A 25,129-nucleotide genomic window follows, 5' to 3' on the forward strand; every position below is an offset into this window, starting at 1 on the left:
GCTTCGCCTGTTTTTTTTCGCCCCAGGATCTGCGGTATAAAGAGTGCATTGATCCGTTAACCCGAAGGAACGTTGGTTATGTCCGCCTCGCGCACCCCGCTGTTGTTGTCCATTATCACACTGATGCTGCTGGCCGCGCTGATCCACAGCGGCATCCGCCCTTACGATCGCACCACCTGGCTGATGGAGGTGGCGCCGGTATTGATCGCCTTGCCGCTGCTGTGGCTGACCCATCGCCGTTATCCGCTGACGCCGCTGCTCTATACGCTGATTTTCTTCCATGCGTTGATCCTGATTTTCGGTGGCATGTACAGCTACGCCCGCGTGCCGCTGGGGTTTGAGGTGCAGCAGTGGCTGGATCTTGGCCGCAACCCGTACGACAAACTGGGGCACTTCTTCCAGGGGCTGGTGCCGGCGCTGGTGGCGCGCGAGATCCTGCAGCGCGGCGGTTATGTGCAGGGCCGCAAGATGCTGGGCTTTGTGGTGTGTTGCATCGCGCTGGCCATCAGCGCCGTGTATGAGCTGATCGAGTGGTGGGCGGCGCTGGCGCTGGGCCAGGGCGCCGACGAGTTTCTCGGCACCCAGGGCGACCCGTGGGATACCCAGTCCGACATGTTCTGCGCGTTGCTCGGCGCGCTATGCGGTTTGCTGCTGTTCGCCGGTTGGCAAGACCGGCAAATTCGCCGCCTGCGCTGAGTATTTTCCGACGTTGATCAGGCCCGCCTTATGGCGGGTTTTTTTATTTATGTTCAGGTTGTTAACCCCTTTAGGGGCTCACTGGATTATGGCTATACGGCAAAATATTCTTTCTAATACTACGGATGATTTATTTTTATGTATTTGTTTTATATATTCTTTGTGTATTTTGTTAAGAATTTTCTTATCCTCTGCGCTATGCTAATATCGCCATGTTTGGTAGGGGATAATTGGCGTTAATAAGTTTATCGCGCAGGGAATTATGAGATACATAATTAATAATAATATTAAATATCATGAAGATAGATCGGAGCTGGTCTCGCTACATGACGATACCCCGCCGATTGTGCTGACGGCCACGCTGAACCGCCTGCTTTCCGCGCTGGTGCGCAACAATAACCTGGTGCTTTCCCGCGAAACGCTGTTGATGCAGGTGTGGGAGGCGCACGGCCAGGTCGCCTCCGGCAACAACCTCAACAACACCATTTCGATGCTGCGCAAAGCGTTTTCTTCGCTCGGCGAGGAAGAGATCATCGTCACCCTGCCGCGGCAGGGATTTATGTTTACCGCCGGTGAGCTGAATACGGCCGATAGCCTGGCGGAAAGCTTGCAAACGGTGGAGGCGGTACCGACACCGCCAGAAAAGGCGGCGCTTTCTTCTAGCGCCGTGCAAAGTCCGTGGTGGAAACTCGCCGCCGTGGCACTGGTTCTGTTGGCCTTAGGCAGCGGCATTTGGGCGTGGCTGGAGGCGGGCTATCCTCCTGTCAGCGCAATCCCGGTGGGGAAAATCGGCAGCTGTGAAGTCCGCTTCGTCTCTTCCTACCATAAACCGGGGCCCGGTGAGGTCGATTTGGCACATTTGAAAACGCTGCTTGAACAGCGGAATCACATCAACTGCAGCGAGCCCGGCACGCTGTTTTATTATGACAGCCTTTCGATAACACCAAATACCACGGGGCGGGTGAGAGTGTCTTACTTCTATTACTGCCCACAGGCGCAGATGAAGGCCGGCCAGGTACAATGCGAGAATTTTCATGAAAACAGTGGGTTATAAATTTTTCCATCGTTATCGCTATGTGCTGTTGGCGCTTTTGGCGTTGCTCGGTGGTGCAGTGGCCTGTTACTCGTTGTGGTTCAAACCTCAGATCCCAGAATGTCGGGCGGTAATATGGGCAACGAATCGGCTGGAAGGCGAAACGCTGCGGCGTGCGTTATTGATCAGCGTAGTGCCGAACGGGGCGCGGCGCGCCAATCTGATCGTCAACGGCAGCTTTTTTGTCGGGGATGCTCGATACAGCATTGACCGGGTCGTGGTGGCGGACTATCAGCGGCAGGGCAACAACTATACTTTCACGATGGTAGCGAACAACAAAAGGCCCCATGATTCTTTAACATTACCGGAGCTGAATCGGCGCTTGCCTATGGTGGGCCAGCAGTATCATTTACGTATTGAGCAGATAGACAGCCGACATTTCCTGTTCGTCAGTAATTCGGAACCGTTATTTGTCTGTACCGTGGCCTCGTAATAGGGGGTTCCCTTGGCAATGAAGGGAACCCATAAACACGTTCACACCTGGTTGGATAAAGTAAAAAAGACTAGCGCTCGTTATGATCTTTGTAGTTATTGATACATGGGCTACGGGCATCGCGCGGGCAGAAGGTTATTTGCTCCTCATGGCGTTGAGAACTCTCGTTAAGAATACTATCGTAGTAATAGACATCCGCCCGTTGTTGGCAGCTGAGGCCCGCCTGTTGAATCATACGTTTAACTTTTTCTATATTTCCGTTGCCTAGCGTCATGCTATAGATTTGACAGTGCTGATAGTTACCCAGCGGATAAACATTAATGCGCGTGCTGTTTTGGTATAATACGACCGCGGCAAACGGCACTAAACACGCGGCGGCGATCATAATTAATCGCTGTATAGCGTGCCGCATGCTGGGGTCGCTCCTTTGGGAAGCGGGCAGGGTCATATTTTCAATTGTACTTTCATCCCGGTTGTTTGACTCCTCTTGGTGAATATTCATTTCATGAATATTTTTGGCGCTGAATTTAAACCCCTGTCGCGGGTAGGTGATAACAATTTCCTCCGCACCGAACTGCGCCAGCGACTTGCGTAATCCTGAAATGTAGTTGTTCAGGTTATTATTAGACGCTTTCAATCCATGCTCAACCCAAACCTCATTAAGTAATCTATCACGAAGCAGCAGCTTATTATTATTCCTGATAAATAAGGAAAGCAGGCGACTGGCAGGTTTGAGTAAAGCTATTTTATTATTGACGTTATCGATATGCGCCAATGTCCCTTCCTCCTCGTTATAGAGGATGCTGTCATTTATACAGTAAATCATTTTATTTACCCATCAACCTTCCTGTCGAGAGATGATTCTGAGACCTATTCAGGCTTTTTTCAATCCTTGCTGACAGGTGTAAATCAGATTTTTCTCTATATGGGTATATATAGTGTGAAGTGTTTATTAATTGACAAGTTTTTTAAAATAAATATTGATAATTAATCTGTATTTTATGGTGTTAAAATCTATTTTTTTGCTATTTTTTTTATAAAAATCCTGTGTTTTTGTATTTTCACGACATAACATTTTATTTTCTGTTTTGAGAGGGTAAATTTGTTCCCACTGAAACGGAGCGGTAAACGTTACGTCTCAGCGACCACAAGAAACGTGGCCGGTATTAAAACGGTGGCGTTGAATGTTGAAGTCGAAGTGATGACTTATAAATTGGATTGAATCCTCTTCTTGCTAAGGAATGTAAGGGCTTTATATGAAACTGAATAAAATTATGCTGGCCGCAGTGATGGCTATGGGTGTCTCCTCTTTCGCTAACGCGGCAAATCAGGGCAGCGGTTCCGTTACCTTCACCGGTGAAATTATCGATGCGCCATGTTCTATTGCTGCTGACAATATCGACCAAACCATTCCGCTGGGCCAAATTTCTAACCTGAGCCTGAAAGATGGCCGTGAGTCTGACGTGAAGGAAGACTTCTCGATCAAATTGGAAGACTGTGCTTTTGCAACGGCTAAGACAGTGAAAACCACCTTTACCGGTGCACCGGGCGGCACTACCGGCGCTGACAAGAAAATGGTTGCTTTTGGCAGCGGCAGCACCGCTAAAGGCGCAAGCGTTGTGATTACCGATAACAATAAGCCAATTGAGCTGGGCACTGCGACGGCCGGTCAGCTGCTCGATGTCGGTACCACCCAGGCTGAGCTGAAATTCCAGGCCTTCCTGAAAGGGAATGGCGGCGCTCTGGACACCATCGTTCCAGGTGCCTTCACCAGCGTGGTTAACTTCGCCCTGGATTATCAATAAGCAATAGTTATAAACGTATCCAGCATGCGGGTTAACCGCATGCTTTTTTAAATGGAATCTCATTGCCAGGAACGCGCTATGTTTCGGAAAGCCCATATCTTAGTGGCCCCTTCCCTGTTGATCACATTTTTTATTACCCAGCCATCGGTGGCGCAGAGTGCTGTGATTGGGTGGGGAAAGGTCAATATGGAAGGTGCCATTGTTAATGCCGCGTGCGCTATTGAAGCGGCAAGCCGCGATCAAACCATCGATATGCAAACATTACCGGTAGAGCAAATTGCCCGTGAGGGTCATGGCCTGACCAAAGCATTCAGTTTGCGGTTATTAAATTGCAGTGTGTCGGACGTGGGGGGAATACAGCCTGGTCGCCAACATTTTCAAATGACCTTTGATGGTCAAACCGATAATGGGTTATTCGGAGTGACAGGCGAGGCAAAGGGAATCGCATTACGCATTTCAGACAGCGTCGGCAATATTATTTATCCCGGTTCGGCCATGCCAATTGATGGCACCGCGATAAAAGAGAATTACGTAAATTATTCCATGCAACTGGTGGCTAATCGCCAGATTTTGCGTGCCGGGGATTATAGAACCGCTATCCGTTTTAAATTGAATTACTACTGATTATAAATAAGTTAAAGGCTGGCGGAACGATGAAATCGAACGCGAATAACTCAAAGACACCTTCATTGAGCCTGCTGGGCATGTGTGTTGCTTTGGCGATAGGCAGCGTCCCTTTTCAATTGCAGGCGAGTGAGGAGGTGCAATTTAACATCGACGTGTTAGAGCTTAATGACAGAAAAAACATCGATCTGAGCCAGTTTTCTCGCGGTGGTTTCATCATGCCGGGGAACTATGTCATGTCGGTGAGCCTGAACGCGCAGGTGTTACCTGAAGAACCTGTCGCATTCTATGCGCCGGAAAATGATGCCAAAGGCAGTGAGGTTTGCATCTCGCCGGCGCTGGTTGAAAAGCTCGGGTTTAAGTCAGATGCCTTGGCAAAGTTGCGCTGGTGGCATGACGAACAGTGTCTGGATCTCACCAGCCTTAATGGTCTGGAAGCAAAAGGCGATCTGGCGACGTCCACTCTGTATTTGAACGTTCCGCAGGCCTACCTGGAGTATTCATCACCAGACTGGGATCCCCCGTCACGCTGGGATGAAGGCATTCCGGGGGTGCTGCTGGATTACAACCTGAATTCACAGGTGCAACGCACTCAGCAAAATAGCCAACAGTCTTATAGCCTCAGCGGAAACGGAACGACGGGGGCCAATCTGGGGGCCTGGCGTTTACGGGCCGACTGGCAGATGAACATCAATCATCAAACCGGTTCCGGTTTATCGACGCAGCAAGATTTCGACTGGAGCCGGTACTACGCGTTCCGCGCACTGCCTAACTGGGGGGCCCGGCTGAGTCTGGGTGAGGATTATCTGACGACGGATATCTTCGACAGCTTCCGTTACACCGGTTTCAGCGTGAGTTCAGATGACAGCATGCTGCCGCCCAACCTGCGCGGCTACGCGCCGGAGGTAACGGGGATTGCCAAAAGCAACGCCAAGGTCGTGATTAGCCAGATGGGGCGCGTGCTGTATGAAACCCGGGTCGCGGCGGGGCCATTCCGCATTCAGGACATTAATGACTCGATCAACGGGCAGTTGGATGTCCGGGTGGAAGAGCAAGATGGCAGCGTACAGGAATTTAAAGTCGATACCGCCAATATTCCTTATCTGACACGGCCCGGCACGGTGCGTTACAAATTTGCCGGCGGCAGGCCTTCGGACTGGAATCACCATGTCAATGGCCCTCTGTTCGCCACCGGTGAATTCTCCTGGGGGGTGAGCAACGGGTGGTCGCTGTACGGTGGGGCACTGGCAGGCGGGGATTACAAGACCTTATCCATGGGGGTAGGCCGTGACCTGCTGGCATTGGGGGCGCTGTCGTTCGATTCCACGCAATCGCGCGCGGAAGTGCCGCAACAGGGCGGCACTAAAGGCGGGGGATCATACCGGGTCAGTTATTCCAAGAGTTTTGACGAATACGACAGCCAAATCACCTTTGCCGGCTACCGTTTCTCTGAGCAGAACTTTATGACGATGAGTGAATACCTCGACGCCCGCTATGGGGATAGCCGCCTCGGGAAAAGCCGGGAAATGTACACCATCACGTTGAATAAACAGTTTCGTGATTTGGGCCTAAGCGCTTATCTCAATTACAGCCATCAGACGTATTGGGATCAGCCCGTGAATGAACGCTACAACCTGGCGCTTTCTCGCTATTTCGATATGGGGCCGATGAAAAATATCAGCGCGTCGATCACGGCGTTTCGAAATAAATATCAGGGGGCCAATGACGATGGCCTGTATTTGTCCTTCACCTTGCCGTGGGGGGTGAATGCCAACGTCAGTTACAGCAGCGCGTGGAACCGCAACGAAAACACACAGCGGGTGGGGTATTACGAACGGTTGGATGAGCACAACAACTATCAGTTGAGTACCGGTCTTTCGCGCCGGGGAGGCTCAGCCAGCGGTTTCTATAACCATGAGGGGGATAACGCGCGCATAGGTGCCAACGCCAGTTACCAGGGGGGCAGCTACTCATCTATGGGGCTCTCTTTGCAAGGCGGGATGACGGCCACCGCCAAAGGGGCGGCGCTGCACCGGAATAGCATTTATGGCGGAACGCGTCTGTTGCTGGATACCGAAGGCGTGGCCGACGTGCCGGTTCGCGGATTTGGCGCGACGACGCGAACTAACAGGTTTGGCAAGGCGGTGGTTGCGGACGTCAGCAGTTATTACCGCAGCAAGGCGAGTATCGATCTCAATACCTTGCCGGATAACGCGGATGCCACGCAGTCGGTGGTGCAGGCGACGCTGACCGAAGGGGCGATTGGCTATCGGCGCTTCAACGTAATTTCCGGGCAAAAGGCGATGGCGGTGATCCGCCTGGCCGACGGTAGCGCACCGCCGTTTGGCGCCCTGGTCTACAACAGCAGGCGCCAACAAACCGGCCTGGTCAATGATGATGGCAGCGTATACCTGAGCGGCATTCAGCCCGACACGGAGATGACGGTGAATTGGGATGGCAAAGCGCAATGCCGGATCTTATTGCCGAAGATACGCACGGATATCGCGTTGAGCAACCTGCTGTTGCCATGCCGGGAGCATACCGAGGCGAGGGCGGAGTAAGCCGCCGCGCCCAGGACCATTTCAGTAAGAATAAGCGTGATGAAACGGAAAAATTTTATGAAAAACAACATGGTAAAAACATTCACAGTGGCTGGCGTGCTGTCGGCAACGGTATTGAGCAGCCAGGCCCAGGCCGCCATCGCACTGGACCGGACCCGCGTGGTTTTTAACGGTGCGGAGAAATCGGTAAGCCTGAATATCAGCAATAAAAATACCCAGCTGCCGTATTTGGCGCAGGGCTGGCTGGAAGATGCCGAGGGCAAGAAGATTACCAGTCCGCTGGTGGTCTTGCCGCCGGTGCAGCGCCTGGAACCAGGCACGCAGAGCCAAATAAAAGTGCAGGCGACGCCGGCCGTCAATCTGCTGGCCCAGGATCGTGAAACCCTGTTCTATTTCAACCTGCGAGAAATACCGCCGAAAAGCGAGAAGGCTAACACCCTGCAAATCGCCTTGCAGACCCGCATCAAGCTGTTCTACCGCCCGGCGGCGATTGCGCCAGACAAAGGCAGCGCCTTTGCGCCGTGGCAGGAGAAGTTAACGCTGACGCGCCAGGGGGCGGGCTTCCAGGTGAATAATCCTACGCCTTATTACATCACGCTGGTCGATGCCAGCAGCAGCAAAAAGGGAACAACGGCGCAGGGCTTTGAACCGTTGATGGTGCCGCCGAAGGGAAGCATCGCGCTGGGGGCCACTGGGCTGGGTAATGCGCCGGTGCTGACCTACATCAATGATTACGGCGGTCGCCCTGCGTTGACCTTCAAATGCGGCGCCAGTGATTGCCAGGTTGTGCCTGACGCCAAAGGGTAACCGAAACCGGTGGCCTGTTTATCGGTTGCAGCAAGCGGGGAGGAAGCCATGCAAAGAAAGGACGAAGGGGATCGCAATGTGAAGGGCGGTTTTTTGAAGCGGCGAAGCGGCCTGGGCGTCATGTTGGCGCTGACCTGGTTGATGGCCGGTTCCGCGAAGGCGGAAGAAGGGAATCACGGCGTGTTATTCGTTCATGGCGCATTGACGGAGGGGGCTTGCCGGCTGGATATGGCCTCGGCATACCAGGACGTTGGGCTGGGGGAAGCGACGACGGGCAGCCTGGCCAACGTCGGGGCTCGCACTCCGCCGGTCGCTTTCCAGCTTCGTCTGAGAGACTGCCTGCGCGCGGGGGCGGCAACGCAGGATCAACGCCGGGGCAGCCAGGTTTGGGATGCTTACCAGCCGGCTGTGACGGTGAGTTTCAATGCGCCTGCGGATGCGGATAACCCACAGTTGGTTAAGGTGCGCGGGGCCGGCGGGCTGGCGTTGCGCTTAGTAGATAGCGAAAGAAACGATGTGCGCATGGGCAGCCGCAGCCGGCCACAGTTGCTGGCGGTGGGAAGCGACGCGCTGAATTTCTATGTGATGGCGGAGCGCACGCGCGCGCCACTGGTGGCCGGCGCCTATCAGGCCGCCATTGACTTTCGGATGAACTATGACTGAGGCGAAAGCGATGGGCAGCGCATGGCGAAGGGCGGGGGAAAGTCTGCGGCTTTTCTGCGCCCTGGCGGCCACCATGACGGCCGCCTCGGCGCTCACGGTATTGGCGGTGTTGTTGCTCAGCCAAAGCGGGTGGGCGGCGACGGCGATAGTCACGGTGAAAGGGGGCGTTGTCGCTAAGCCGAAATGCGAAGTTAACGGCGGCCAGGATATTTTCGTGAACTTCAATGAGCTGATCACCACCAAAATAGATGGCGAAAAATACGGCAAGCGGCCGATTCCGTACGGGGTGAGCTGCAGCGGCAATACGTCCGGGACCGCCGGGTTGTTGAAAGTGAGCCTGCAGGGGCTGGGGCCGGATTTTGGTGACGGCTTGTTACGTACCAGTAATAACGATTTGGCGATTAAGCTGCTGCAAGAGAACGGCCAACAGCTGCGGTTAAATGGCTGGCTTAATTTTACCTACCCGATCGTACCGCCGTTATATGCCGTGCCGGTGAAACGCAGCGGCGCCACGCTGAAAGGAATGGGCTTTTCCAGTAGCGCCACATTAGTCGTAGAAGTTCAATAATAAGGAGATGAACATGAAGATAATGAATATGGAAAAAATGAAGGTGATGCGTTTCTCTGGCATAGCGGCGGTGCTTTGCATGGGCATGCTGAACCTGGAGCCTGCGCAAGCGGTGAACGTCAAGTTCAACGGGACATTGGTGGAGCAACCGACCTGTACGCTGAATGATGGCAAAGACATTAGCGTGGATTTTGCCAACGTCGTCATTAATAAAATTGACGGCGTCGCGTACAAAAAAATGGAAATCCCCTACAGCGTTTCCTGTAGCGGCGGTTCGCCGAATGCCGGCGATCTGAAAGTGAAGCTGAGCTTTGCGCCAGTGTCCTGGGGCGATGGCAAACCGCTGCAATCCAGTTTGCCCAATCTGGGGCTGCGCATCACGCAAGGTACGGGTGATACCACCTACGTCAGCGATACCAAACTGATCATTGATGCCGCCAACCCGACGAAACTGTACGCGGTGCCGATTGCGCGCCCAAGCACCATTTTGGTGGGGGCCAATTTTACCGGAACGGCGACGTTAACTGCAGAGTATGAGTAATCAGGGTTCCTGCAACTGGGTGGCCTACGCCGGGTTGCAGGAAACCAGGGCGGGTGGCGTGAAAGGCTCAACAGGCAAAGCGGTGATGGCGTGGCGTGAAGGTATGGCGCTTAGGGGAGCAGTAGGCAGTAAGGCGTAGTGATACGCAGGGCAATTTTTTCTGTATGTGCGTTAACCTGAACACGGGTTAATGACTGCGTTAGTGTTTGTTTTATTTTTTTTAATGCACCGGTGATTATTCAAGAGGTACCCATGAATTATTATAATTTATGTTCTTTTAAAAATAAGCTTGCATGGACAGGTAAGTTTGTTTTGTTTTCTTTTTTTATGGTTTTTTTTATCGCTAAAGCCGGTGCCGGCATGGTGTGGCAGACCGAGAAGGCGCCTATCGTCGATGGGCTGATTAACCAGGCAATCACTTATTCCTATGGCGCGTTAGGGAGACTGGTGAGTATCGATTTCAACGATCCGACGCCGAATCCTTGTAATAATCTTGTTGGTGCTAATGAAAGCTGCTTCATAACGTTTGGCGTTTTTCATAATTACACCCAGTTTCCGCAGGAGTATATGCCTTCCGCCACGGCGCCCACCTGGAGCTCAACGCAGTATCCTGATCTCCTGAAAAAGAAGACCATGGGGGAACTGTATACCTACCTAAGCCAAAATGGATATTATGGCAAGCTGCAGGTGGGTATGGAGAGCAGGGGATATAGCAGCGTGCGGTATTATTGTGAACCTAGCGTTAACCCGGCATCCGCATGCATTATTAAAAATAGGTGGGAGGCCTATTCAAAAGTCTGTCATGCATTGGTTTATCGTAAAGTTTCATCGTCTTACTATTACGTGTTTCCTGGGCAAGGCTGTATTGGCCCGACGCCGCCCAATAATGAATGCAACATTGATGCGGGCGCCGTCACGCTGGATCACGGTCAATTAGGCACCGATGAGGTGAATGGCCATCGGAAAAGAGAGAGCTTCCGCATCTCCTGCACCTACCCGGCTAACGCGGAAGTGTCGGTGGTGAGCAATAATGCCAATGAAAAAATCATGTTAAAAGGCGACGGCAGCCTCTATTCCACCATTACCGTGGATGGTGTGCCTGGCATTACCGGCAAGAAAATCACCATTCCGACGGGCGGTGTGCCCATTGATTTGGAATCTACCCTGCATACCGTCGGTAATATTGAAGAAGGTCCGTTCAGCGGTAATGGCATTCTAATCATCAATGCTTATTAAGCAATGATTGGGCGGTTTTTTGCTGCCTGTCAGGAATTGAAAACCTACGCTGGCTATTAAAAATGGCGGGGAAACTTCACGCCTGTCGTCATAACGGCAGGCAGACGCTGCATTTTATTGCAGACTCTACGGCACTGTAACTATTAGAGAGGTTAAGGATGAAGGCAATCAATATCATCATTGATGATGATAATAGCTATTTTTCCGCGGGTCTGCAAAGCAGCATAAACGAATATGCCAAAACCAATAATAAGGCCATTTGTTTTTTAAAGCAGGGTGCGGCAGTGCGGCCGGATGTGATGTTCATTTCATCAAGGCGCATCGCTCAGCGCTGGCGCAGAGCGGCCTATGATGAAGGGGGGCCGCCCGTTGTCACCATAGAGGATAGGCCGGTGACTGCGCATGAAGCGTTCTGCGTGCTGTACCGAACGGATAGCCCGGAGAAATTGTTTAAGCTGTTGGCCGATACGCTGGGCAATACCCGAATTGCGGACCGTTTTGAATATCAGCCTTTTACGCGTCGTGAGCGTCAGGTGGTGAATTACCTCAGAAGAGGGTTTGACCAGTCGCAAACCGCTCGAGTGTTGGGCGTGAGCGTCAAAACGGTGCATAGCCATAAGCGAGCGGTGATGAAAAAATTAATGCTGAGCCGGCATCATGATTTTATTTACTGGTTGCTCTCTCAAGAGGGAGAATGTTCTTAACTTTTACGAGGGATAGTCTATTTTCAGGTTTTTGTTATCTTGTCTTTGTGATGCCTGACGATATGAAATGAATGCTGTCAATAAATTGATGGTGTGAATTTTATTTTTCTAACTATTCATTTTCAGGGAATACTATTTATGTGGAAAACGACGCTGCCATTTATTGTGGCTTGCCTGCTTATGGCACCGCAGACTTATGCCGGGTTCAACGGCAATCAAGGAGTATCGGGAAATGAGGGGGCAGGCGACGGTGCCGGCAACAACAATGTCGGGGTATGCATTAATGGCAATGGCCAAAATGCCGGGCAGTGCGTAGGGGAAAGTAACGGCACCGCCAAACCCAAAGAAAAAGAGCGGAGTGAGACGTTAAAATCCGTTTGTTCTTCACCCTTCATGAAAAAATATGCCGCCATCTGCCGACAGTAATTATCCGTCTTGAACTACAGGGGTAGGCCTGATTTTTTCTACCCCACTTAAAAAGCTATCAGCTTGGCATTACAGATAAGCCGGGGGAGTAATATCGTGCCGGTATCTCGTGAGGTTTCTTTTGAAATAACGAGGGTCAGTAAACGCTGCCCAAGGAAGGTAAAATGAATTTGTTATTTCTGGCAGTATTCTTGTTTTTTTTGAGCCTTTATTCATTTTTTCAGCATGCGAAACATATAAAAAGACGGCGATTGATGCAGCAGGAAAATAGAGGCTTCAGGGGGATTGCGGTAGTGGGGAGACGAGTTTCAATGACCAAGACGAGTTCCCCACGCTAAAAAGTAGCAACCCAGCCATAGGCTGGGTTCTCTAAATAGGGCGACCGGACTCGGACAACCGGTGCATGTGCCGGATTGAACAGCGCTTTAGCGCTGGCCCATAGGGTGAGGCCTTTGGCCGAATAATCGAACGCAGTTCGATGGAGAGTCCGTACCCCAGAAAGCAAAAACCCAGCCATAGGCTGGGTTCTTCTAAATAGGGCGACCGGACTCGGACAACCGGCGCATGCGCCGGATTGAACAGCGCTTTAGCGCTGGCCCGCAGGGTGAGGCCTTTGGCCGAATAATCGAACGCAGTTCGATGGAGAGTCCGTACTCCAGAAAGCAAAAACCCAGCCATAGGCTGGGTTCTCTAAATAGGGCGACCGGACTCGGACAACCGGCGCATGCGCCGGATTGAACAGCGCTTAGCGCTGGCCCGTAGGGGAGGCCTTTGGCCGAATAATCGAACGCAGTTCGATGGAGAGTCCGTACCCCAGAAAGCAAAAACCCAGCCATAGGCTGGGTTCTCTAAATATGGTGCCCGGACTCGGAATCGAACCAAGGACACGGGGATTTTCAATCCCCTGCTCTACCGACTGAGCTATCCGGGCAACGCGCAGCATTAAACCGTATTGGCCGATGGCCGTCAACGGCTTTATGCGTGAAAGACGTTAAAATGCCACCGGTTGCTGGCTTTTCAGGCAAAGGGCGCAAAAAATGCGCCTGTTCCGGCTATCACCTTGGGCTGGCGGCGCCGCAAGCGCGGTTCGCTTAGCTCAGCGCCCCGTTGCGGCGGCACTGTGCCACCTGCAAGATGTCTTCCGCCAGCCGTTTGGCGACCGATACATCCTGGAGCTGGCGTTTTACCAGCAGTTTGCTCAGGCAGCCTTCCTGAATCAATTCCATTTGATGCGCCACCATGTCGGCGTCGTCGGCGTCCATTTCACGCAGCAGTTCGCGGGTCAGCTCCAGCGAGGTTAGCTTTTGCTGCTCCGCCAGTTGGTGGATCGGGTGATCCGTTTCCGGGAAAAAGCTGCAGGCGGCGATAAACAGGCAGCCGGGATAGCGGTCTTGCTGCACATATTCCGCCAGCACGTCATAGCGCGCCAGCAGCTTTTGCTGCGGGCTCAGGTTTTCGTCCAGCAACAGCTGGCGGCGCCAGGTGTCAATCTGTTGGCCGTGGTAGCGTAGGCAGTCGTACAGCAGCGCTTCGCGATCCGGCCAAAACCGTTTGAGATCGCCGGGCTGAACGTCGAGTTTTTCCGCCAGCATCTCTAATGTGGCGGTCGCCAGGCCCTGTTGTTCTAACAGGCCCAGCGCGGTATCAAGGACGTGTTCACGTTGCACTTGTGCTTCCTCCTCTTCAGTTCTGAACCTCAGTGTTATCTATTATACCCGTCATCTTTCGAGCCGCAGCGTTGTTGGCTGCTCACCGTTATTCGGCCCCTCCATGGGCCTCACCCCTTGCGGGGCCACTGTAGGCAGTGTTCAAATCTACTCCCGACAGATTTGTCACCCCATTCACTTACTTTAGTAAGCTCCTGGGGACTCCTGTGCTTGCCGCCTAGCTGCAACTCGAAAGCTATAGGGTATGTCGCATCACTTTCTGCAAATGCGCGTTGAAGGCTTCTGCCTTCATGAAACCGGTGACCCGCTGGGCCGTCAGCTCCTGGCCCGCCGGATCGAAGAACAGGATCGTCGGTAGCCCCAGCACCTGCAGGTGCTTCAGCAGCGCCGCCTGTTCCGCACCGTTGGCGGTCACATCCGCCTGCAGCAGCACCGCGTTGGCCAGGCTCGCCTGCACCGCCGCATCGCTGAAGGTGTATTTTTCGAACTCTTTACAGGCTACGCACCAGTCGGCATACAGGTCCAGCATCACCGGCTTGCCCCGCGCCTTTTGCAGCGCCAGATCTAACTGCTCGACGTTGTTGATACGGGTAAAGGCCAGATGCGGTTGAGCCGCCTGCTGCGCGTGGTCGGCGCCGAAAACCCAGTCCTGCAGCGGCCGCGCGGCGATCACCGCCGCCGCCAGCAGCAGTAGTTGCAGGGCGCGCGCCCAGCCGCGCGCGCTTCTCAGGCTCAGGGCGAAGGCCCAACCGAAGAACGCCAGGCCGAGCAGGCTCCACAGGCGCATGCCCCACAAATCGCCGATCACCCGTTCCAGCAGGAACACCGGCAGCGCCAGAATGACGAAGCCGAAGGCCTCTTTCACGTACTGCATCCACGAGCCGCTGCGCGGCAGCAGGCGGTTGCCGAATAGGGTGACGATCACCAGCGGAATGCCCATTCCCAGTGCGTACAGGTACAGTGTGCCGCCGCCGGCCCACAGGTTACCGCTCTGGGCGATATACAGCAGGATGGCGCTGAGCGGCGCGGTGGTGCAGGGGGAACAAATCAGCCCGGCCAGGGCGCCCATCAGAAACACGCCGGTCAGCGAGCCGCCGCGCTGGGTGTTGCTCCAGTTCGCCAGCCGGGTTTGCAGCGCCGAGGGCAGCTGCAGGGAATAGAGGCCGAACATCGACAGCGCCAGCGCGATGAACAGCACCGACAGGCCGATCAGCACGTAAGGGTGCTGCAGTGCCGCCTGGAACTGCAATCCGGCGGCGGCCACCACCAGGCCCAGCAGGGTGTAGGTGAGCGCCATGCCCTGCACGTAAACCACCGCCAGCGCCAGAATGCGGCCGCTGCTTTGCGGCCGATCGCGGCCGAGGATGATGCCGGCGATCAGCGGGTACATCGGCAGCACGCACGGCGTGAAAGCGATGCCGATGCCGATCAGCAGCGCCCACAGCGGCGAGAACGGTAAGCTGGCCGGTGTAGCGGGCTGTTCGATTGGCGCAGAGGCAGCTGCCGGGAGCGGGGCGGCCGCGCCGGCGCTGACAGCGTCCAGCGGGATGATCCGGGTTTCCGGCGGATAGCAGAAGCCGGCCTCGGCGCAGCCCTGATAGGTGACGCTGAGGCTGGCGTTGGCCGCCGCCTGTTGCAGCGGCACCTGCAGATTCAGCTGCTGTTTGAAAATCGCCACTTCGCCGAAGAACTCGTCCTTGTGGCTCAACCCTTCGGGCAGGGTAAAGGCGCCGAGCGTAGCCTGCTGCGGCACCAGTTTGATCTGCTGGCGATACAGATAGTAGCCGGGGCGGATCTGCCAGTTCAGCGTTACCTGGCTGCCTTGCTGTTTGAAATCGAAGGCGAAGGCCTGATCGACAGGCACGAACTGGCTGCCGCCCTTCGGCGCGAACAGCGAAGCCTGCGCCGCCTGCGGCAGGAAGAACAGGCAGCACAGCAGCAAAATCAGTTTAAGGAAGCGTTGATCCATAACAGGTAGTCTTTATCTCCGGCCATCACCGGCAGCACCAGCAGCTCGGGCGTCTGGTAAGGGTGATGTTGTTTCAGGGTGTCGAGCAGGGCCTGCTGACGGCGGCGATCGCTTTTGAACAGCATCTGCACTTCGTATTCCTGTTCCAGTTTCCCTTCCCAGTAATACAGCGAGGTGGCGCCGGGCAGCAGCGTGGCGCAGGCCGCCAGCTTATCGCCCAGGACCCGCGCCGCCAGTTCCTGGGCGCTGGCTTCATCGGGTGCGGTACAGAGTATGACGACAGCTTCGCAATCAGACATCTTCAGCCCTCTCATTGGTTCGAATGGGCACTATACCCTGAAGGCGGATTGGCTAGAAGGCGAGTTTATCGTCAGGAGGAAAACCGGGGCCGCAGCCCCGGTCGAAGCGTTACAGCATGATGCTGCCGAGCAGGAAGCCGAATACCACCGCGAAGATCACGCCCATGGTGCCGGGAATGAAGAACGGATGGTTGAACACGAAGCGGCCGATGCGCGTGGTGCCGGTATCGTCCATCTGCACCGCGGCGACCAGCGTCGGGTAGGTTGGCAGGATGAACAGGCCGGAGACGGCGGCGAAGGAGGCGACGGCGGTCAGCGGCGATACGTTCAGCGCCAGCGCCATCGGCATCAGCGCCTTGGCGGTGGCGGCCTGCGAGTACAGCAGCGCCGAGCAGAAGAAGAAGATCACCGCCAGCAGCCACGGGTGCGCCTGAATGACACTGCCGGCCGTTTCTTTGATCCAGTCGATGTTGGCCTGCACGAAGGTATCGCCCAGCCAGGCGACGCCGAGGATACAGATACAGGCGCTCATGCCGGCCTTGAAGGTGCTGGAGTTCAGCACCATGTCGGTGTCGACGCGGCACAGCAGAGTGGTCAGCGTGGCGACGCTCAGCATGATGATCAGGATGGCGTTGGTGGTGTTCATCAGCGGCTTGGCCACCAGGCCCAGGCCCGGGCTGTTGATGATGGCGTAGGCGACCACGCACAGCACGCCCAGCAGGAACAGCAGCACCGAGGCTTTGGCGCGCGGTTTGATCGCCAGCGCGTTGTTGCCGCGCAGGGTGATCAGGCCTTCTTCCAGGCGTTTCAGGTACACCGGGTCGTTAGACAGTTTGGAGTCGAACAGCCAGGTCACCAGCAGCGACATCACCAGCACGGCGCAGAAGGTGGACGGGATCACCACCATCAGCAGGTGCAGGTAGCTGACGCCGTGGCCTTCCATCACCGAAGACATGTACACCACCGCGGCGGAGATTGGCGAGGCGGTGATGGCGATCTGGGCGGACACCACGGCGGTCGACAGCGGGCGGCAAGGCTTGATGCCCTGTTCTTTCGCCACTTCGGCGATCACCGGCAGCGCCGAGAGCGAGATGTTGCCGGTGCCGGCGAAGATGGTCAGGAAGTAGGTGACGATAGGGGCGAGAATGGTGATGTGCTTGGGGTTCTTGCGCAGCAGCTTTTCGGTCTGCTGCACCAGGTAATCCATCCCCCCGGCGACCTGCATCGCGGAGATCGCCGCGATCACCGCCATGATGATGGAAATCACGTCGAAGGGAATGCTGCCCGGCTTGACGCCGATCAGCGCCAGGACCAGAACGCCCAATCCCCCCGCGAACCCGATACCGATACCGCCCAACCTGGCCCCTAAAAAGATGGCCAGCAGAACGATAACCAATTCCAAGGCTAGCATAGTGTTTACTCCTTAAAATGAGATTTCCCGTCATCCTTGAAACTGCATCGGTGTTGGCTGCGAGCGCTCACCCCAGTCACTTACTTGAGTAAGCTCCCGGGGCTTGCGCGCTTGCCGCCTTGATGCAGTCCCAATGATTTAGGGTGTAAATTGAAAATAAAACGTTAAAATTTTGTGGGCGCCGGAAAGTAAAAAGGCACGCTATCCAGAGGATTTAGCGTGCCTTTCAGGGCTACCGGGTAGGTCTGTTATTGTTCATTTTCATCCGTATAGCGTTTGGCTTTATAGGCCGGGTGCATCAGGTTCTCCACGGAGAAGATGTCATCCAGCTCGGCTTCGGTCAGCAGGCCGCGTTCCAGCACCACCTCACGCACGCTCTTGCCGGTTTCGGCGCAGATCTTCCCGACGATGTCACCGTTATGGTGGCCGATGAACGGGTTCAGATAGGTGACGATACCGATCGAGTTGAAGACGTAGTGTTCGCAGACTTCTTTATTCGCGGTGATGCCGTTAATGCATTTTTCCAGCAGGTTGTAGCAGGCGTTGGTCAGGATGTGGATCGACTCGAACATCGCCTGGCCGATCACCGGCTCCATCACGTTCAGCTGCAGCTGGCCCGCTTCGGCCGCCATGGTAACGCAAGTGTCGTTGCCAATCACCTTGAAACACACCTGATTGACCACTTCCGGCACTACCGGGTTCACTTTGGCTGGCATGATGGACGAGCCTGCCTGCAGCTCAGGCAGGTTGATTTCGTTCAGGCCGGCGCGCGGGCCGGAGGAGAGCAGCCGCAGGTCGTTACAGATTTTGGACAGTTTCACCGCCAGGCGTTTGAGCGCGCTGTGCACCATCACGTAGGCGCCGCAGTCGGAGGTGGCCTCGATCAGGTCTTCCGCCGGCACCACCGGCAGGCCGCTGACTTCCGCCAGTTTTTGCACCGCCAGTGGCTGGTAGCCTTCCGGGGTGTTGAGCGCGGTGCCGATGGCGGTGGCACCCAGGTTCACTTCCAGCAGCAGCTCCGCGGTGCGGTGCAGGTTGCGGGTCTCTTCGTTCAGCAGCACGCTGAAGGCGTGGAACTCCTGGCCGAGGGTCATCGGCACTGCGTCTTGCAGCTGGGTGCGGCCCATTTTCAGGATGGTTTCGAACTCTTTCGCCTTGCGGTCGAAGCCTTCGCGCAGCTGGTTGATGGCGTCGATCAGTTTCTGGTTGGAGGCGTACACCGCGATGCGGAACCCGGTCGGGTAGGCGTCGTTGGTGGACTGGCATTTATTGAGGTGATCGTTCGGGTTCAGATACTGGTATTCGCCTTTTTGGTGGCCCATCAGCTCCAGGCCGATGTTCGCCAGCACTTCGTTGGTGTTCATGTTCAGCGAGGTGCCTGCGCCGCCCTGGAACACGTCCACCGGGAACTGATCCATGCATTTGCCTTTATCCAGCACCTCGTCGCAGGCCTGGATGATCACATCGGCGATTTTGCGCGGGATGGTTTTGAGTTCTTTGTTGGCCATCGCCGCGGCCTTTTTCACCATCACCATGCCGCGAACGAACTCGGGGACATCGCTGATTTTGCTGTTGCTGATGTAGAAGTTTTCAATCGCACGCAGAGTGTGAACTCCGTAGTAAGCGTCTGCGGGGACTTCACGTGTTCCTAACAGGTCTTCTTCGATACGAATGTTGTTTGACATGAGAACCTTCTCTATGTGTTGCTGCCGAATTAATAATTTGTCAGGTCAAGGCTAGTAAGGGCACAGCCTAAATTAATATTGCCGAAGGCTTGGGGCGTGAAACGATTAACCAAATCGCCCGTTGCTGCCCAGATCATATGCTGGTTGGTAAGAAATGACTGAATCCAGATCACCTTATGGTGTTTAAGGATATGCCCTTTTCCGGTTCTGTGACTTCTTTCACGTTTGTGAACTTTAGCAATAAAAACCGGCTCTCGGTTGAAATGGTGGGGTGATGCCCTCATTGTAATAGTGTCGGCCGTTTACGGCCTCTTTTTTCGCGCCGTCGCCCCGTGGCGGCCGCGCTTTACCTACCGATAGGAGAACCAGGTGCGCTGGTTACCGCTACTGCTGATATTTCTGCTGGCTTACATAGAAATATCCATCTTTATCAAAGTCGCCGCCGTGCTCGGCGTGGCTGTCACCCTGCTGCTGGTGGTGTTCAGCTCCTGCGTCGGCATTTCGCTGGTGCGCAATCAGGGCATGAAAACCTTCGTGCAGATGCAGCAAAAACTGGCGGCCGGCGAAAGCCCGGCGGCGGAAATGGTGAAAAGCGTTTCGCTGGTGCTGGCGGGCTTCCTGCTGCTGATCCCGGGCTTCTTCACCGACTTCCTCGGCCTGTTGCTGCTGCTGCCGCCGGTGCAAAAATCGTTGACGCTGAAGCTGATGCCGCATCTGTCGGTTTATCGCCCCGGCGGTTGGACGGGGGACGACGCCGCCAATGGCAACACCTTCGACGGCGAATTCCAGCGCAAGGAGGACGAGCGCCCGGTGCTGGAACACCACCCGGACGAGGAGCGCAAGCCTCACGATCGTTAAGCAAACGCGGCTCAGGCCGCGTTTTTCATCTCTGTCGCACCCGCGCGACCCAAAATGCGAAATTTTTTTCGCTAGCCCCCTTGAAGGGGGCTGGAACGCCCCCATCTCAAATCCCACGAGGCCGGTAATAACAACCTTCCGGTGTACAACCCTAAATCTGATAGAGACCTTCTTACAGGAGAGCGTTCAATGAGTATTCGTCCATTGCATGACCGCGTTATCGTCAAGCGCAAAGAAGTTGAATCAAAATCTGCTGGCGGCATCGTCCTGACTGGCTCCGCTGCGGGTAAATCCACTCGCGGTGAAGTGGTTGCAGTGGGTAAAGGGCGTGTGCTGGAAAGCGGCAACATCCAACCGCTGGATGTGAAAGTTGGCGATATCGTGATTTTCAACGACGGCTACGGCGTGAAAGCAGAGAAGATCGACAATGAAGAAGTGTTGATCATGTCCGAAAGCGACATTCTGGCAATTGTTGAAGCGTAATTGCGCTTTATCTTCTGAACTGAACGAGTTGAAGGGAAATACCAATGGCAGCTAAAGACGTAAAATTCGGCAATGACGCTCGCGTGAAAATGCTCCGCGGCGTGAATGTTCTCGCTGATGCAGTAAAAGTGACCCTGGGCCCGAAAGGCCGCAACGTAGTGCTGGATAAATCTTTCGGCGCACCGACCATCACCAAAGACGGCGTTTCCGTTGCGCGTGAAATCGAACTGGAAGACAAGTTCGAGAACATGGGCGCACAGATGGTGAAAGAAGTGGCCTCCAAAGCGAATGACGCGGCGGGCGACGGTACCACCACGGCAACCGTACTGGCGCAATCCATCATCACCGAAGGCCTGAAAGCGGTTGCTGCAGGCATGAACCCGATGGATCTGAAGCGCGGCATCGACAAAGCGGTTATCGCTGCGGTTGAAGAACTGAAAAAACTGTCCGTACCTTGCTCCGATTCCAAAGCTATCGCTCAGGTAGGCACCATCTCCGCCAACTCCGACGAAACCGTGGGTAAACTGATCGCGGAAGCGATGGAGAAAGTGGGCAAAGAAGGCGTTATCACCGTTGAAGAAGGCACCGGCCTGCAAGACGAGCTGGACGTGGTTGAAGGTATGCAGTTCGACCGCGGTTACCTGTCCCCATACTTCATCAACAAGCCGGAAACCGGTTCTGTTGAGCTGGAAAGCCCGTTCATCCTGCTGGCTGACAAGAAGATCTCCAACATCCGCGAAATGCTGCCGGTGCTGGAAGCCGTTGCCAAAGCAGGCAAACCGCTGCTGATCATCGCTGAAGACGTAGAAGGCGAAGCGCTGGCGACCCTGGTGGTCAACACCATGCGCGGCATCGTGAAAGTGGCTGCCGTTAAGGCGCCTGGCTTCGGCGACCGCCGTAAAGCCATGCTGCAGGACATCGCGACCCTGACTGCCGGTACCGTTATCTCTGAAGAGATCGGTCTGGAGCTGGAAAAAGCCACCCTGGAAGACCTGGGCCAGGCGAAACGCGTTGTCATCAACAAAGACACCACCATCATCATCGATGGCGTGGGCGACGAAGCGACCATCCAGGGCCGCGTTGCTCAGATCCGTCAGCAGATCGAAGAAGCGACCTCTGACTACGATCGTGAAAAACTGCAGGAGCGCGTAGCGAAACTGGCCGGCGGCGTTGCCGTTATCAAGGTTGGCGCAGCCACTGAAGTTGAAATGAAAGAGAAGAAAGCCCGCGTTGAAGACGCCCTGCACGCGACCCGCGCCGCAGTGGAAGAAGGCGTGGTGGCCGGCGGTGGCGTAGCGCTGATCCGCGTTGCAGGCAAAATCGCCGCGCTGAAAGGCGACAACGAAGACCAGAACGTGGGTATCAAAGTTGCGCTGCGCGCAATGGAAGCCCCTCTGCGTCAGATCGTGGTCAACGCCGGTGAAGAAGCTTCCGTTATCGCCAACCAGGTGAAAGCGGGCGAAGGCAGCTACGGCTACAACGCTTACTCCGAAGAATACGGCGACATGATCGCGATGGGCATCCTGGATCCAACCAAAGTGACCCGTTCTGCTCTGCAGTACGCGGCTTCCGTGGCTGGCCTGATGATCACCACCGAATGCATGGTCACCGACCTGCCGAAAGCTGACGCACCGGATATGGGCGCAGCAGGCGGCATGGGTGGCATGGGCGGCATGGGCGGCATGATGTAATCATCCCCCACACGCTTGTGTGCTGAGAACCCCGGTCAAATGGCCGGGGTTTTTTTATGCCTGCGCGCCGCCGCACTGTATTTGATGATATTTTTGCCGCCGGGGGCGATTTAGCTGGTAAACTGGTAAGTCATCAGCTGTCGCTCAAGACGTTGGCCCGCTCGCGTGGCAACGGATGCTTAAGAGATGGCATCGCTTTCTGATAAGCTTTTGCGTAATTCTCAACATCGAATGGGGAACAAGATGCGGATTAAAGCCTTACTGGGTCTCTCGGCAGCGATGCTGCTGGCGGGTTGCAGCACCACTCATGAACTGACCGCTGCGGGTCAGCAGATCAAGTTCACCGACAGCAAGCCGGCGGCGGAATGCCAACTGCTGGGGGAAGTGACCGGCACCCAGAGCAACTGGCTGTCCGGCAACGGCGGTGAAGGCAGCTCCATGCGCGGTGCGGCCAACGATCTGCGCAATAAGGCGGCGGCCATGGGCGGCAACGTGATCTACGGTGCCAACAGCCCGAGCCAGAACCTGCTCTCCAGCTTCGCACCGCTGGACAGCAAAATGGTCGGCCAGGTTTACAAGTGCCCTTAAGGCGCTGAGGCCGCAGCCGCAAAGAGATAAAAAAAGAGGAATGCCCCGGCATTCCTCTTTTCGTTACGGCATTGGGCGTGCGTCACTCCTGCATCAGGCGCAGGTCGATCGGCGTTTTGCTCGGTTCGCCGCCCACTTCGCGCGTCAGGCGCGGCACCAGATAACCGGACACCTTGCTCAGCAGCGCCTGCATGATGGCGCGCGCTTCATCGTCGCTGACCATGAAGTGCGCCGCGCCCTGCACCTTGTCCAGCACGTGGATGTAGTAGGGCAGGATACCGGCGTCGAACAGCGCGTTGCTGAGCGCCGCCAGCGTGTCGGCATCGTCGTTGACGTCGCGCAGCAGTACGCTCTGATTGAGCAGTGTGACGCCGGCCAGACGCAGCTGCGCCATGGCGCTCTGCAGATCGCGGTCGATTTCGTTGGCGTGGTTGATGTGCGTGACCATCAGCACCTGCAGGCGCGAGGCCGACAGCAGGCGGCACAGCGCCGGCGTGATGCGCGCCGGGATCACCACCGGCAAACGGGTGTGAATGCGCAGGCGTTTCAGGTGCGGGATGGCCTCCAGCTCATCGACCAGCCACTCTAGCTCGCTGTCTTTGGCCATCAGCGGATCGCCGCCGGAAAAAATGATCTCGTCCAGTTCCGGGTGTTGGCGGATATAATCCAGTGCCTGCCGCCAGTTGTTCTTATTGCCCTGATTATCCTGATAGGGGAAGTGGCGGCGGAAGCAGTAACGGCAGTTGACCGCACAGCCGCCCTTGACCAGCAGCAGTGCGCGATTGCGGTATTTGTGCAGCAAGCCCGGCACCACGCTGCGCTGCTCATCGAGCGGATCGGTGGTGAACCCTGGGGCGTTGATGAACTCCTCTCTGGCGGTCAGTACCTGGCGCAGCAGCGGGTCGTTGGCATCCCCGGGGCGCATGCGTGCGGCGAAGGCGCGCGGCACGCGCAGGGCGAACAGCCGGCGGGCATCGCGCCCCTGCGGCAGTTCCGGGTGCGTATTCAGTGACAAAAGCTGCAGTAATTCATCAGGATCGGTAATAACATCGGCGAGTTGATGCAACCAATCTTCTCTATGTGCCGTACTTTGGGTTATAATGTGTGCCATTTTTTTGGCTAAGCTACCAGTTCAAATATTCAGAGGGCCATCATGGCGACTTATTCTAGCAACGATTTCCGTCCGGGTCTTAAAATCATGTTCGAGGGCGAACCTTACGCCGTCGAAGCCAGTGAGTTCGTGAAACCAGGTAAAGGCCAGGCGTTTGCACGCGTGAAAATGCGTCGTCTGCTGACCGGCACCCGCGTGGAAAAAACCTTCAAGTCTACCGATTCTTGCGAAGGCGCAGACGTGATGGACACCAACATGAACTACCTGTACAGCGACGGTGAGTTCTACCACTTCATGCACCCTGAGTCTTTCGAACAGCATCAGGTTGACGGTAAAACCGTCGGCGACGCGGCCAAATGGCTGCAGGATAACGCAGAGTGCATCATCACCCTGTGGGATGGCCGTCCAATCGCCGTTCAGCCGCCGAACTTCATCGAAGCGGAAATCACCGATACCGATCCTGGCCTGAAAGGCGATACCGCAGGGACTGGCGGCAAGCCGGCTACCCTGAGCACCGGCGCCGTGGTAAAAGTGCCGTTGTTCGTCCAGATCGGCGAAGTGATCAAGGTTGACACTCGCTCTGGCGAATACGTCTCTCGCGTTAAGTAAGTTTCAAAGCAGAGGAACCCCCGCGGTTCCTCTGTTTTATCCCATCCCCGTTCGTTGGCAGAAAATCCGCATGTTCAAGAAAACGTTGTTGGCCGTGCTCTCCCTGTTGTTCCTTTTCTCCCTTAGCGGTTGCAATACGTTTCGCGGTTTCGGCGAAGACGTTCAGCATCTCGGCGGCGCCATCTCTCGCACGGCCAGCTGATTCCGCCCTTTAACCCGATGTATTTGCGCCACAAAGCCGGTGGCGATCCCACTCCCCGCGCCAATTTTGACTAAGCTTAGAAAGCCGTACTTTTTCATCAACGACAAATAAGGACTTTCTTATGCTGAAGAAAAGTATTATCGCGATCTTCTCTTTGATGATTTTGACCTCGTTGACTGCCTGTAACACTACCCGCGGTGTGGGTGAGGACATTCAGGCCGGCGGCAAGGCCATTCAGCGCAGCGCGGAATAATCCGTTCTCCACCCGGCGGCGTTCCGCACGCGGAGGGCCGCCGCATTTCCTCCTCTTGCCTGAGCGTTAACGCTGCTGCTATCCTGCCGCAGTGCGGGTGAGGTTACCCGCCGTTTATCACCCCGCTGAACGGGACGACCCGTTTA

Annotated in this window: 27 protein-coding genes and 1 tRNA gene; 20 read left to right on the top strand and 8 right to left on the bottom strand. The window is 55.4% G+C overall.

Annotated elements, in window-relative coordinates; translation table 11 throughout:
* Positions 1-78 precede the first annotated feature (78 nt).
* From C9411_RS05160 to C9411_RS05170, 3 genes are all read left to right on the top strand, one after another.
* Positions 79-696 carry a DUF2238 domain-containing protein gene (locus C9411_RS05160; protein ID WP_063988419.1) on the top strand — a complete coding sequence of 206 codons (618 nt, stop codon included), beginning with the start codon at positions 79-81 and terminating at the stop codon, positions 694-696.
* Positions 697-1,042: 346 nt separating this feature from the next.
* A complete protein-coding gene (locus C9411_RS05165; RefSeq protein ID WP_233221883.1) occupies positions 1,043-1,750 on the top strand; it encodes a helix-turn-helix domain-containing protein in 708 nt (235 codons plus the stop codon).
* Complete coding sequence (locus tag C9411_RS05170) at positions 1,731-2,222, top strand: hypothetical protein (protein WP_130018643.1); 492 nt, start codon at positions 1,731-1,733, stop codon at positions 2,220-2,222. Before C9411_RS05165 ends, C9411_RS05170 begins: the two co-directional genes overlap by 20 nt.
* A gap of 70 nt (positions 2,223-2,292) precedes the next feature.
* On the opposite strand, the gene C9411_RS05175 is transcribed toward C9411_RS05170, so the two are convergent.
* Positions 2,293-2,997 carry a helix-turn-helix domain-containing protein gene (locus C9411_RS05175; RefSeq protein WP_233221884.1) on the bottom strand — a complete coding sequence of 235 codons (705 nt, stop codon included), beginning with the start codon at positions 2,995-2,997 and terminating at the stop codon, positions 2,293-2,295.
* A 481-nt stretch (positions 2,998-3,478) separates the two neighbouring features.
* On the opposite strand from C9411_RS05175, the gene C9411_RS05180 reads away from it, so the two are divergent.
* The 10 genes from C9411_RS05180 (at position 3,479) to C9411_RS25535 (ending at position 12,157) form a co-directional block, all read left to right on the top strand.
* Positions 3,479-4,027, top strand: a complete 549-nt coding sequence (locus C9411_RS05180) for a fimbrial protein (protein ID WP_107226614.1) — start codon at positions 3,479-3,481, stop codon at positions 4,025-4,027.
* A gap of 78 nt (positions 4,028-4,105) precedes the next feature.
* On the top strand, positions 4,106-4,651 hold the full coding sequence (locus C9411_RS05185) for a fimbrial protein (protein ID WP_063988424.1): 546 nt from the start codon (positions 4,106-4,108) through the stop codon (positions 4,649-4,651).
* A 29-nt stretch (positions 4,652-4,680) separates the two neighbouring features.
* Positions 4,681-7,212, top strand: coding sequence for an outer membrane usher protein (locus tag C9411_RS05190; RefSeq protein ID WP_107226615.1), 2,532 nt, complete (start codon positions 4,681-4,683; stop codon positions 7,210-7,212).
* Positions 7,213-7,269: 57 nt separating this feature from the next.
* Entirely contained in the window at positions 7,270-8,019 is a 750-nt protein-coding gene (locus tag C9411_RS05195; RefSeq protein WP_063988426.1) for a fimbria/pilus periplasmic chaperone, read from the top strand.
* A 48-nt stretch (positions 8,020-8,067) separates the two neighbouring features.
* Positions 8,068-8,682: a fimbrial protein gene (locus tag C9411_RS05200; protein WP_107226616.1), complete on the top strand. Its 615-nt coding sequence runs from the start codon at positions 8,068-8,070 to the stop codon at positions 8,680-8,682.
* Positions 8,675-9,250 carry a fimbrial protein gene (locus tag C9411_RS05205; RefSeq protein WP_107226617.1) on the top strand — a complete coding sequence of 192 codons (576 nt, stop codon included), beginning with the start codon at positions 8,675-8,677 and terminating at the stop codon, positions 9,248-9,250. Before C9411_RS05200 ends, C9411_RS05205 begins: the two co-directional genes overlap by 8 nt.
* A gap of 13 nt (positions 9,251-9,263) precedes the next feature.
* Positions 9,264-9,791, top strand: a complete 528-nt coding sequence (locus C9411_RS05210; protein WP_158263873.1) for a fimbrial protein — start codon at positions 9,264-9,266, stop codon at positions 9,789-9,791.
* A 252-nt stretch (positions 9,792-10,043) separates the two neighbouring features.
* Entirely contained in the window at positions 10,044-11,027 is a 984-nt protein-coding gene (locus tag C9411_RS05215; protein WP_107226619.1) for a hypothetical protein, read from the top strand.
* Between the two features lie 158 nt (positions 11,028-11,185).
* Positions 11,186-11,731, top strand: a complete 546-nt coding sequence (locus tag C9411_RS05220) for a LuxR C-terminal-related transcriptional regulator (RefSeq protein WP_063988431.1) — start codon at positions 11,186-11,188, stop codon at positions 11,729-11,731.
* A 138-nt stretch (positions 11,732-11,869) separates the two neighbouring features.
* Positions 11,870-12,157 (top strand): hypothetical protein, encoded by a 288-nt coding sequence (locus tag C9411_RS25535; RefSeq protein ID WP_146158864.1) that lies wholly within the window; start codon positions 11,870-11,872, stop codon positions 12,155-12,157.
* Positions 12,158-13,012: 855 nt separating this feature from the next.
* Here C9411_RS25535 and C9411_RS05225 read toward each other — a convergent pair.
* From C9411_RS05225 to aspA, 6 genes are all read right to left on the bottom strand, one after another.
* A tRNA-Phe gene (locus C9411_RS05225) sits at positions 13,013-13,088 on the bottom strand.
* Between the two features lie 160 nt (positions 13,089-13,248).
* On the bottom strand, positions 13,249-13,824 hold the full coding sequence (locus C9411_RS05230; protein ID WP_063991643.1) for a transcriptional regulator: 576 nt from the start codon (positions 13,822-13,824) through the stop codon (positions 13,249-13,251).
* A gap of 235 nt (positions 13,825-14,059) precedes the next feature.
* A complete protein-coding gene (locus C9411_RS05235) occupies positions 14,060-15,793 on the bottom strand; it encodes a protein-disulfide reductase DsbD (protein WP_107226620.1) in 1,734 nt (577 codons plus the stop codon).
* Positions 15,769-16,092: a divalent cation tolerance protein CutA gene (gene cutA, locus C9411_RS05240; protein ID WP_004929657.1), complete on the bottom strand. Its 324-nt coding sequence runs from the start codon at positions 16,090-16,092 to the stop codon at positions 15,769-15,771. The genes C9411_RS05235 and cutA overlap by 25 nt, the downstream gene beginning before the upstream one ends.
* 109 nt (positions 16,093-16,201) lie before the next feature.
* Positions 16,202-17,503 carry an anaerobic C4-dicarboxylate transporter gene (locus C9411_RS05245; protein WP_038879248.1) on the bottom strand — a complete coding sequence of 434 codons (1,302 nt, stop codon included), beginning with the start codon at positions 17,501-17,503 and terminating at the stop codon, positions 16,202-16,204.
* Between the two features lie 248 nt (positions 17,504-17,751).
* On the bottom strand, positions 17,752-19,188 hold the full coding sequence (gene aspA, locus C9411_RS05250) for an aspartate ammonia-lyase (RefSeq protein WP_004929659.1): 1,437 nt from the start codon (positions 19,186-19,188) through the stop codon (positions 17,752-17,754).
* Between the two features lie 369 nt (positions 19,189-19,557).
* Here aspA and C9411_RS05255 point away from each other — a divergent pair, with 369 nt between their 5' ends.
* The 4 genes from C9411_RS05255 (at position 19,558) to C9411_RS05270 (ending at position 22,808) form a co-directional block, all read left to right on the top strand.
* The gene (locus tag C9411_RS05255) at positions 19,558-20,046 is read left to right on the top strand and encodes an FxsA family protein (RefSeq protein ID WP_107226621.1); all 489 of its coding nucleotides are present in this window, start codon (positions 19,558-19,560) and stop codon (positions 20,044-20,046) included.
* A 189-nt stretch (positions 20,047-20,235) separates the two neighbouring features.
* The gene (locus tag C9411_RS05260; protein WP_004952634.1) at positions 20,236-20,529 is read left to right on the top strand and encodes a co-chaperone GroES; all 294 of its coding nucleotides are present in this window, start codon (positions 20,236-20,238) and stop codon (positions 20,527-20,529) included.
* Positions 20,530-20,573: 44 nt separating this feature from the next.
* Positions 20,574-22,220, top strand: coding sequence for a chaperonin GroEL (gene groL / locus C9411_RS05265; RefSeq protein WP_063991640.1), 1,647 nt, complete (start codon positions 20,574-20,576; stop codon positions 22,218-22,220).
* 243 nt (positions 22,221-22,463) lie between these two features.
* The gene (locus tag C9411_RS05270; protein WP_025305007.1) at positions 22,464-22,808 is read left to right on the top strand and encodes a DUF4156 domain-containing protein; all 345 of its coding nucleotides are present in this window, start codon (positions 22,464-22,466) and stop codon (positions 22,806-22,808) included.
* Positions 22,809-22,890: 82 nt separating this feature from the next.
* On the opposite strand, the gene epmB is transcribed toward C9411_RS05270, so the two are convergent.
* The gene (epmB, locus tag C9411_RS05275; RefSeq protein ID WP_107226622.1) at positions 22,891-23,919 is read right to left on the bottom strand and encodes an EF-P beta-lysylation protein EpmB; all 1,029 of its coding nucleotides are present in this window, start codon (positions 23,917-23,919) and stop codon (positions 22,891-22,893) included.
* 42 nt (positions 23,920-23,961) lie between these two features.
* On the opposite strand from epmB, the gene efp reads away from it, so the two are divergent.
* From efp to C9411_RS05290, 3 genes are all read left to right on the top strand, one after another.
* On the top strand, positions 23,962-24,528 hold the full coding sequence (gene efp, locus C9411_RS05280; protein WP_004929666.1) for an elongation factor P: 567 nt from the start codon (positions 23,962-23,964) through the stop codon (positions 24,526-24,528).
* 70 nt (positions 24,529-24,598) lie between these two features.
* Complete coding sequence (locus C9411_RS05285; RefSeq protein WP_019453400.1) at positions 24,599-24,730, top strand: entericidin A/B family lipoprotein; 132 nt, start codon at positions 24,599-24,601, stop codon at positions 24,728-24,730.
* 121 nt (positions 24,731-24,851) lie between these two features.
* Positions 24,852-24,983: an entericidin A/B family lipoprotein gene (locus C9411_RS05290; RefSeq protein ID WP_033636766.1), complete on the top strand. Its 132-nt coding sequence runs from the start codon at positions 24,852-24,854 to the stop codon at positions 24,981-24,983.
* Positions 24,984-25,129: the final 146 nt, after the last annotated feature.

The sequence above is a fragment of the Serratia sp. Nf2 genome, from assembly GCF_003028435.1.
Taxonomy (GTDB): Bacteria; Pseudomonadota; Gammaproteobacteria; order Enterobacterales; family Enterobacteriaceae; genus Serratia; species Serratia marcescens_L.

Excerpts from the sequence above, each read along its gene's own strand:
- C9411_RS05160 (WP_063988419.1), top strand. The coding sequence starts at position 79 with ATGTCCGCCTCGCGCACCCCGCTGTTGTTGTCCATTATCACACTGATG.
- C9411_RS05170 (WP_130018643.1), top strand. The coding sequence starts at position 1,731 with ATGAAAACAGTGGGTTATAAATTTTTCCATCGTTATCGCTATGTGCTG.
- C9411_RS05180 (WP_107226614.1), top strand. The coding sequence starts at position 3,479 with ATGAAACTGAATAAAATTATGCTGGCCGCAGTGATGGCTATGGGTGTC.
- C9411_RS05185 (WP_063988424.1), top strand. The coding sequence starts at position 4,106 with ATGTTTCGGAAAGCCCATATCTTAGTGGCCCCTTCCCTGTTGATCACA.
- C9411_RS05190 (WP_107226615.1), top strand. The coding sequence starts at position 4,681 with ATGAAATCGAACGCGAATAACTCAAAGACACCTTCATTGAGCCTGCTG.
- C9411_RS05195 (WP_063988426.1), top strand. The coding sequence starts at position 7,270 with ATGAAAAACAACATGGTAAAAACATTCACAGTGGCTGGCGTGCTGTCG.
- C9411_RS05200 (WP_107226616.1), top strand. The coding sequence starts at position 8,068 with ATGCAAAGAAAGGACGAAGGGGATCGCAATGTGAAGGGCGGTTTTTTG.
- C9411_RS05205 (WP_107226617.1), top strand. The coding sequence starts at position 8,675 with ATGACTGAGGCGAAAGCGATGGGCAGCGCATGGCGAAGGGCGGGGGAA.
- C9411_RS05210 (WP_158263873.1), top strand. The coding sequence starts at position 9,264 with ATGAAGATAATGAATATGGAAAAAATGAAGGTGATGCGTTTCTCTGGC.
- C9411_RS05215 (WP_107226619.1), top strand. The coding sequence starts at position 10,044 with ATGAATTATTATAATTTATGTTCTTTTAAAAATAAGCTTGCATGGACA.
- C9411_RS05220 (WP_063988431.1), top strand. The coding sequence starts at position 11,186 with ATGAAGGCAATCAATATCATCATTGATGATGATAATAGCTATTTTTCC.
- C9411_RS25535 (WP_146158864.1), top strand. The coding sequence starts at position 11,870 with ATGTGGAAAACGACGCTGCCATTTATTGTGGCTTGCCTGCTTATGGCA.
- C9411_RS05235 (WP_107226620.1), bottom strand. The coding sequence starts at position 15,793 with ATGGATCAACGCTTCCTTAAACTGATTTTGCTGCTGTGCTGCCTGTTC.
- cutA (WP_004929657.1), bottom strand. The coding sequence starts at position 16,092 with ATGTCTGATTGCGAAGCTGTCGTCATACTCTGTACCGCACCCGATGAA.
- C9411_RS05245 (WP_038879248.1), bottom strand. The coding sequence starts at position 17,503 with ATGCTAGCCTTGGAATTGGTTATCGTTCTGCTGGCCATCTTTTTAGGG.
- aspA (WP_004929659.1), bottom strand. The coding sequence starts at position 19,188 with ATGTCAAACAACATTCGTATCGAAGAAGACCTGTTAGGAACACGTGAA.
- C9411_RS05260 (WP_004952634.1), top strand. The coding sequence starts at position 20,236 with ATGAGTATTCGTCCATTGCATGACCGCGTTATCGTCAAGCGCAAAGAA.
- groL (WP_063991640.1), top strand. The coding sequence starts at position 20,574 with ATGGCAGCTAAAGACGTAAAATTCGGCAATGACGCTCGCGTGAAAATG.
- C9411_RS05270 (WP_025305007.1), top strand. The coding sequence starts at position 22,464 with ATGCGGATTAAAGCCTTACTGGGTCTCTCGGCAGCGATGCTGCTGGCG.
- epmB (WP_107226622.1), bottom strand. The coding sequence starts at position 23,919 with ATGGCACACATTATAACCCAAAGTACGGCACATAGAGAAGATTGGTTG.
- efp (WP_004929666.1), top strand. The coding sequence starts at position 23,962 with ATGGCGACTTATTCTAGCAACGATTTCCGTCCGGGTCTTAAAATCATG.
- C9411_RS05285 (WP_019453400.1), top strand. The coding sequence starts at position 24,599 with ATGTTCAAGAAAACGTTGTTGGCCGTGCTCTCCCTGTTGTTCCTTTTC.
- C9411_RS05290 (WP_033636766.1), top strand. The coding sequence starts at position 24,852 with ATGCTGAAGAAAAGTATTATCGCGATCTTCTCTTTGATGATTTTGACC.